We start from the raw sequence: 7,103 nt of genomic DNA on the forward strand, positions 1-7,103 counted from the left end.
CGCTAGCCCTGGTCGCGCTCCCAGCGGTAGAACTCGTGCGCCATGGCGTCCTTGGGCTCACGCCACGTCTGCGGGTCGTACGCCCGCATATAGGGCTGGAGCCGCGCGCTGACGTCGCGGAACTCCGGGTGCTTGGCGTATTTGGTGACCTCGGTGGCCGGCGGCCGCTCGGCCTCGATCAGATGCAGATACACCTCGCCGAACTGGAAGAGGCTGCGGCCGGTGACGCCGATCAGCTCGGGCAGTTCGCCCCGGTCGGACTCCGCGAATATCTTGGCGACCTGGGGTGCCGCGTCCGGCTGCATCTTGGCGACGATCATGGTGCGGTACCTGCTCATGCCTCCACCCTCTCCCGGGCCCGCTGCTCGATCTTGTCCCGGATCAGATCCATCTGGATACGGGAGTTGCGGTTGATGTGCTCCGTCATCGTGGAGTCGTCGACCGGTGCGTCCGGCCGCATCTCGAAGTCCTGGGTCCAGCGCATGCGGGTGCCCTCGGACTCCTCCTCGTACTCCCAGCGGATGTTCATGTAGACGAAGGGGCCGGGCTCGACGCGGCGCGCCCATACCGTGCGCACATCGCGGGCGGTCTCCCGCTCGGAGACCCACGACCAGACCTTGCCGTCCTCGTCCGGGTGCATGGTGAGGCGGAAGGTGGTGGTGTCCCCGCTCCGCTGGAGCACCTCGACCGAGGCGTACTCGCTGAACAGCTGCGGCCAGTTCTCCAGATCGTTGGTCATGTCCCAGACGAGGTCGAACGGCGCCTTGATCATGACCTCGTTGTCGGTGTGGCCTGCCATCGTCATGCTCCTGAGGTGAGTGAGGTGTTGATGACGTCGAGGAAGTCGCCCGGGGTCTTGCAGCTTTCGGCACCCGGCTCGATCGGGGTGCCGTACCGGTTCTCCAGCTCGCCGACGATGGCGAGCAGACCGAGCGAGTCCAGGCCGTACTCCTCGAAGGTGGAGTCCGGCCGGGCCCGCATGGTGTCCGGGTCGACGGTGAGCCCGGCGCACCGCTTCATCAGCGTGGCCAGCTCCGGGTAGGACAGTTGACTGGGCATCAGTAATCTCCTTCCGGTCCGCGGAGCACGAGCGCCGCGTTGCAACCCATGAGCCCCCGGCTGAGCACCAGCGCCGTCCGCGGCTCGGCGGGGCGCGAGCTGCGGGTGACGAGGTCGAGGTCATGACAGACATCGGTGACGTACGGGGTCGGGGGCACGACGCGGTGCTCCATGGCGAGCACGGCGGCCACCACGTCCAGCGTGGGGGCCGCGCAGTGCACCCGGCCGAACCCGGCCTTCGGGGCGGTCACCGGGACCCGGGTGCCGTGCGGCCCGAGCGCGTCGGCGATCGCCAGCGCCTCGGCGCGGTCCGCCTCCGGCACGCCCAGCGCGTCGGCGAACACCACGTCGATCTCCTCCGGCGCGCACTCCGCGTCCTCCAGGGCGACCCGGATGGCCTGGGCGAGCCCCTCCCGGGAGCGCTCCCAGCGGGAGGCGCCGGTGAAGGTCGAGCCGTAGCCGGCGATGAAGCCCCGGATCCGCACCCCGCGCCGCCGGGCGGCCCCCTCCTCCTCCACCACCAGCATCGCCCCGCCCTCCCCGGGCGCGAATCCGCAGGCGTCCTCGGTGAACGGCAGATAGGCCCGGCCCGCCTCGCGGGCCCGGCTCAGCTCGTCCCAGCCGAGCATGCAGACGATGGAGTACGGCGCCAGCGACGCCTCGGTCGCGCCCGCCACCACCGCGTCCGCCCCCCGCCGGATGGACCGGCGGGCGTGCGCGAGCGCCTCCAGACCACCGGCCTCGTCGTTCGCCACCACCCCGCAGGGACCCTTGAACCCGCCCCGGATGGAGACCTGGCCGGTGCTGGCCGCGTAGAACCACGCGATGGACTGGTACGGGCCCACATGGCGCGGCCCCTTGCCGTAGAGCTGCTGCAGCTCGCGCTGGCCGAACTCACCGCCGCCGGAGCCGGCGGCGGTCACCACGCCCACCGCGAACGGAGACATGTCGTCCACCGGCAGCCGGGCGTCGTCCAGCGCGAGATCGGCCGAGGCCATCGCGAAATGGGTGAAGCGGTCGGTCTGGACGAGGAACCGCTCCTCGATCACCGAACCCGGGTCGAAGCCGCGGACCTGCCCCGCGACCCGGACCGGGAAGTGCTCACTGCCCTCGCGGGAGATCCGGTCCAGACAGGGCATCCCCTCCCTGGTCGCCTTCCAGAAGGCGTCGGTGCCCACGCCGTTGGGGGCGATCACACCGATGCCCGTCACGGCCGCACCACGGCTGCGGGTGTTCATCGCTGCGTTCACGTGGCCCTCCCGTCCGCCCGGCTCAGCACCACCGCGGACTGGAAGCCGCCGAACCCGCTGCCGACCGACAGCACATGGCGCAGCGGAAGGGCGCGGGCGGTGCGCGGGACGTAGTCGAGATCGCATTCGGGGTCGGGGGTCTCGTAATTGGCCGTCGGCGGCACCACGCCGTGGGCGAGCGCCAGGGCGCAGGCGACCACCTCGATCGCGCCGATGGCCCCGAGCGAATGGCCCACCATGGACTTGATCGAGCTCATCGGGGTCCGGTAAGCGTGCTCGCCCAGGGACCGCTTCACGGCCGCCGTCTCGTGCCGGTCGTTCTGCTTGGTGCCCGAGCCGTGCGCGTTGACGTAGTCGATGTCGCCGCTGTTGACGCGGGCGTGGCCGAGCGCGTGGTCGATCGCCTCGGACATCTCCAGCCCCTCCCGCGTCAGGCCGGTCATGTGGTACGCGTTGCCGTAGGTGGCGAAGCCCCGGAACTCGCAGTAGACCCGCGCTCCGCGGGCGCGGGCGTGCTCCAGCTCCTCCAGGACCAGCACGGCGGCGCCCTCGCCGAGGACGAAGCCGTCCCGGTGGGCGTCGAACGGCCGGGAGGCAGTGGCCGCGTTGTCGTTGTTCGCCGAGGTGGCCTTGATGGAGTCGAAGCAGGCCACCGTCAGCGGCGTGATCGGCGAGTCGGCGGCCCCGGCGATGCACACATCGGCCCGCCGCTCCTCGATCGCCTGGAAGGCGTATCCGATCGCGTCCAGACCGGAGGTGCAGCCGGTGGAGACGGACTGCACCGGGCCCTGGGCGCCGGTCAGCTCCGCCACCCCGGAGGACAGCGCGCTCGGTGAGAACGCGTGCTGCAGATGCGGGCCCGCCTTGCGGTGGTCCACGTCCCAGTGCTCACCGGCGTCGCTGACCTTGACGTAGTCCTGCTCCAGCCGGGTGGACGCGGCGACCGCGCTGCCCAGCGAAACCCCTATCCGCCAGGGGTTGAGCGCCTGCAGGTCCAGCCCGGAGTCCCGGACCGCCTCCTGCGCCGCCACCAGCGCGAACTGCACATAGCGGTCCGAGCGTTCGATCTGCTCGAAGCTCAGACCGCAGGCCACAGGGTCGAAGTCGCATTCGGCGGCGATCCGGGAGCGGAACCGCTCCGCGTCGAAGAGCGTGATGGTGCGGGTGGCCGTACGGCCCGCGGTGAGCATGTCCCAGAACGCCGGAACGCCCACGCCCCCGGGGGCGACGATGCCGAGCCCGGTGACCACCACCCGTCGGGTCACGATGTCGCCTCGGCGGATTCGGCGGCCTCCGTGTCCACGTGGCCGAGCTCGGGACGCGGCGCCAGGGGCCCGAGGTGGAAGACCATCCGGGCCTCGGTGCTGCCCACGTTGCGGAACCGGTGCCGCACATTGATGGGGATCAGCAACGCCTGGTCGGGGCGGAGCGGATGGGCGGTGCCGTCCAGGTCCACCTCCACGTCGCCGCGGACGAGGTACACGAACTCCTCGGAGTACGGATGGTAGTGCTCGGCGACCCGTTCGCCGGGCCCCACGATGGCCATCCCCATGAAGCCGCTCGTGGCGCCCGCCAGACTCGGGGTGAGCATGGCGCGCACGTCGCCACCGCGCCGGCGGTTGGGGGCGACCGCGGCGAGGTCGACGATATGGGGGGACTGCGTGGTCATGATGAGTTCCTCCAGGTAGCGTTGCGCGGTCCGCGCCGAGGGAAGGTGGGAACGGGGCAGAAACGGGACAGAAACGGGAGGGGCACGGGAGGGGTACGGGATGGGAACGGGAGAGGTCAGTGGCCGGCCGCTTCGCGGTCGGTGATCGGGGTCATGTCGCAGTCGGCGAGGAAGCGGCGCAGCCCGTCGGCCACGGACAGGTCGATCACCGCCCCGTCCGCCCCGAGGTCCAGGAGCCGGCCCAGCACGGCGGCCGCCCGCCGTCCGCTGATACCGGCCGCCAGGGCGGGGCTCCGGTCCAGCGGCACGCTCAGGTCCACCAGCCGGACCACGATGTCGTCACGCTGGAAGATGGTGCTGCTCAGCAGGGTCCTGGCGGTCTGTCGCGCGGCCGTCTCCTTGTTCACCGCCAGCTCGTCCTGGCGGGCCAGCAGACTCGCCACGGCGGGCCCGCAGCCGGTCTTGACCGGGTAGAGCAGGGCGTGCCGGTGCACGTCCGCGGTGGGGCGCGGCCCCGCGGCCGTCATGTGGTGGACCACCGGAAGGGACGCCCGCGCGAAGAACTCCCGTGCCGAAGCGGGGTCGTCGAGGTGGCGGTCCTCCTCCAGATACGGGTCGAGGGCCTCCTCGACGGCCCTGATCTCCGGCTGCCGGGCCACGAAGCGCAGCGCCGCGGTCAGGTCGCCCTTGACCTCCACCGCCCGCACCACCCGGTTGCCGCTCATGAACACGGAGGTGCGGAAGAGCCGGGTGGTCTCGTCGACCCGCGCCTGGGGCGAGGGGTAATCGGCGAGGATCTTGGCGACGGTGTCCTCGCTGCCGGGACTGACCGTGAAGGTGAGCGCCTGCCGGACCAGCCCGTCGCCGAACCGCAGCGCGGTCTCGACACCCCGGGTGGTGACATCGACCGGCGGGGAGCCGGCGGTCAGCGTCTCCCGCAGGATGCCGAACCGCAGTGAACGGGTGTCCTGGACGCAGCCGTGGAAGGGCTTGACCATGTCCCGGTGCGCCGGGCTGTCCACCCAGGCGAGGAACGGAGGGGCGCTTTCCCATTCGCTGGTGATCAGCCACTGCGAGGGATTCTCGATCGACTGGCACAGCTGGTCGCTGATGTGCCCGGGGACCTTTGCCACCTGCTGGGACATCTGATCGTAGGCACGCAGAAAGCGCTGTTCGGCACCGCTGTTGACCTGCACCAGCAACACGACGCGCAATCTGGTGTCGGTGAGCGCGGATTCCACGGTCGTCGGCGATTGGTCCGCCGTGGCCTCCGGAACGTCGGACAGGGTGCTCATATTCCACTCCTTATTTCGCGGACGCGTCCTTCCGGGCTTCGAGGACACCCGCCCGTTAGACGATCGTGAGGCGCTCCCACCAATGGCGCGAGATATGTGAGCCATCCGAGCGAACGCCCGGTCAGGGCCTCGAAAGAGCGCGGAAGCACCGGGCATAGCAGGAAAATGAACCGTCTAGCCGACAATGCTGAGCGTGTGCCCGTCCTCATCGTGGGCGGCTCCCTGGTGGGCCTGTCCGCCTCACTGTTCCTGGGCCGACTGGGGATCGGCCACGTACTGGTCGAAAGGCACCCGCGCACCTCGCACCACCCGCGCGGACGGGGGAACAACATCCGCACGATGGAGCTGTTCCGTACCGCGGGAGTGGAGTCCGCGATCCGCGAGGCCGCGTCCGTCCTGGCCGGCAACCACGGAATCCTCCAGGCCCCCTCGCTCACCGGTACGGAGCACGACTGGCTCTTCCGGGAGATCGACCCCGGCGGCAGGGCCGCCCGGATCAGCCCCGCCGGATGGTGTCTGTGCAGCCAGAACGACCTGGAGCCGGTGCTGTTGGGCGCCGCCCGCGATCTCGGCGGCGACCTGCGGTTCTCCACCGAACTCCGCTCCTTCGAGCAGGACGCGGACGGGGTCACCGCCGTGGTCTGGGACCGCAGGTCCGAACGGCCCTCCACGGTCCGCGCGGACTACCTCATCGCCGCCGACGGCCCGCGCAGCCCGGTGCGCGAGGCGCTCGGCATCGGGCAGAGCGGACGCGGCGAACTCTTCCACAACGTGTCCATCACCTTCCGCGCCAAACGGCTCGCGGACGCGGTGGGGGACCGCCGCTTCATCGCCTGCTACCTCACCAACCCGGAGGCCGACGGGGCGCTGCTGCCCGTCGACAACCAGGAGCAGTGGGTCTTCCACGCCCCCTGGCACCCCGAGCGCGGCGAGACGCTGGAGGAGTTCACCGACGATCGCTGCGCCCGGCACATCCGCACCGCCGTCGGCATGCCCGACCTGGAGGTCGAGATCACCGGAAAGGCGCCCTGGCACGCGGCCGAGCGGGTGGCGGACCACTACGGTGACGGCCGGGTCTTCCTGGCCGGGGACTCCGCGCACGAGATGTCCCCCACCGGCGCCTTCGGCTCCAACACCGGTATCCAGGACGCCCACAACCTGGCATGGAAGATCGCCGCCGTGCTCGGCGGCTGGGCGGGCCCCGGGCTGCTGGAGACCTACGGCACGGAGCGGCGGCCGGTCGCCCAGGCCACCAGCGCCCGCGCCGCCGCCCGTTCGGCCGAGCACAGCCACCCCGGCTACTCGGCACCGGCCACCGAGGGCCCGCAGTCCGACGTCATGGCCGTCGCCATGGGATACCGCTATGTGCGGGGCGCGGTCGCCGGCGCGGACCCCTCCGCCCCCGCCGTGCCCGCACGGTTCACGGTCTCCGCCGAGCCCGGCAGCCGCGCCCCCCATATGTGGGCCCACCGCTGCGGTGTGCGGATCTCCACCCTCGATCTGTACGAGCGCACCTGCGTGCTGCTCACCGGGCCGGGCGGTGCCTCCTGGTGCGAGGCGGGCCGCCGCGCCGCCGACGCCCTCGGGGTCCCGCTGGTCTGCTACCGGGTGGGCGACGGCCCGGACCACGAACTCGCCCCCGAACCGGGGGTGGACTGGGCCGAACTCCACGGCACCGCCCCCGACGGAGCGGTCCTCGTCCGCCCCGACGGCTTCGTCGCCTGGCGGGCGGAGCGCTCGGTGCCCGCTCCGGAAGCCGCGTTGACGCGGGCGCTGCGGGAGGTATTGCGGCTGGACGGCTGACGCCGTCTTCCGCAGGCGGCGGCGAGC

General features: G+C 71.5%; 8 protein-coding genes. 1 reads left to right on the forward strand and 7 read right to left on the reverse strand.

What is annotated here, in order from left to right:
• Positions 1–2: 2 nt before the first annotated feature.
• The 7 genes from AXW62_RS10180 to AXW62_RS10210 all read right to left on the reverse strand — a co-directional run bounded on the left by AXW62_RS10180 (position 3) and on the right by AXW62_RS10210 (position 5,273).
• On the reverse strand, positions 3–338 hold the full coding sequence (locus AXW62_RS10180; RefSeq protein WP_060944225.1) for a TcmI family type II polyketide cyclase: 336 nt from the start codon (positions 336–338) through the stop codon (positions 3–5).
• Complete coding sequence (locus tag AXW62_RS10185) at positions 335–799, reverse strand: SRPBCC family protein (protein ID WP_060944226.1); 465 nt, start codon at positions 797–799, stop codon at positions 335–337. The genes AXW62_RS10180 and AXW62_RS10185 overlap by 4 nt, the downstream gene beginning before the upstream one ends.
• A gap of 2 nt (positions 800–801) precedes the next feature.
• Positions 802–1,059 carry an acyl carrier protein gene (locus AXW62_RS10190; protein WP_030832490.1) on the reverse strand — a complete coding sequence of 86 codons (258 nt, stop codon included), beginning with the start codon at positions 1,057–1,059 and terminating at the stop codon, positions 802–804.
• On the reverse strand, positions 1,059–2,297 hold the full coding sequence (locus AXW62_RS10195) for a ketosynthase chain-length factor (protein WP_060944227.1): 1,239 nt from the start codon (positions 2,295–2,297) through the stop codon (positions 1,059–1,061). Before AXW62_RS10195 ends, AXW62_RS10190 begins: the two co-directional genes overlap by 1 nt.
• An 8-nt stretch (positions 2,298–2,305) precedes the next feature.
• A complete protein-coding gene (locus tag AXW62_RS10200; RefSeq protein ID WP_060944228.1) occupies positions 2,306–3,574 on the reverse strand; it encodes a beta-ketoacyl-[acyl-carrier-protein] synthase family protein in 1,269 nt (422 codons plus the stop codon).
• A complete protein-coding gene (locus tag AXW62_RS10205; protein ID WP_030832482.1) occupies positions 3,571–3,978 on the reverse strand; it encodes a cupin domain-containing protein in 408 nt (135 codons plus the stop codon). Before AXW62_RS10205 ends, AXW62_RS10200 begins: the two co-directional genes overlap by 4 nt.
• A gap of 116 nt (positions 3,979–4,094) precedes the next feature.
• Positions 4,095–5,273: a SchA/CurD-like domain-containing protein gene (locus AXW62_RS10210; RefSeq protein WP_060944229.1), complete on the reverse strand. Its 1,179-nt coding sequence runs from the start codon at positions 5,271–5,273 to the stop codon at positions 4,095–4,097.
• A 165-nt stretch (positions 5,274–5,438) separates the two neighbouring features.
• On the opposite strand from AXW62_RS10210, the gene AXW62_RS10215 reads away from it, so the two are divergent.
• Positions 5,439–7,076 (forward strand): FAD-dependent oxidoreductase, encoded by a 1,638-nt coding sequence (locus tag AXW62_RS10215; protein ID WP_060944230.1) that lies wholly within the window; start codon positions 5,439–5,441, stop codon positions 7,074–7,076.
• Positions 7,077–7,103 lie beyond the last annotated feature (27 nt).

It is taken from the genome of Streptomyces hygroscopicus subsp. hygroscopicus, assembly GCF_001553455.1.
GTDB classification, from domain to species: domain Bacteria; phylum Actinomycetota; class Actinomycetes; order Streptomycetales; family Streptomycetaceae; genus Streptomyces; species Streptomyces hygroscopicus.

What these genes read in the sequence shown, in the direction of transcription:
- AXW62_RS10180 (WP_060944225.1), bottom strand. Translation starts at nt 338, where the DNA reads ATGAGCAGGTACCGCACCATGATCGTCGCCAAGATGCAGCCGGACGCG.
- AXW62_RS10185 (WP_060944226.1), bottom strand. Translation starts at nt 799, where the DNA reads ATGGCAGGCCACACCGACAACGAGGTCATGATCAAGGCGCCGTTCGAC.
- AXW62_RS10190 (WP_030832490.1), bottom strand. Translation starts at nt 1,059, where the DNA reads ATGCCCAGTCAACTGTCCTACCCGGAGCTGGCCACGCTGATGAAGCGG.
- AXW62_RS10195 (WP_060944227.1), bottom strand. Translation starts at nt 2,297, where the DNA reads ATGAACACCCGCAGCCGTGGTGCGGCCGTGACGGGCATCGGTGTGATC.
- AXW62_RS10205 (WP_030832482.1), bottom strand. Translation starts at nt 3,978, where the DNA reads ATGACCACGCAGTCCCCCCATATCGTCGACCTCGCCGCGGTCGCCCCC.
- AXW62_RS10210 (WP_060944229.1), bottom strand. Translation starts at nt 5,273, where the DNA reads ATGAGCACCCTGTCCGACGTTCCGGAGGCCACGGCGGACCAATCGCCG.
- AXW62_RS10215 (WP_060944230.1), top strand. Translation starts at nt 5,439, where the DNA reads ATGAACCGTCTAGCCGACAATGCTGAGCGTGTGCCCGTCCTCATCGTG.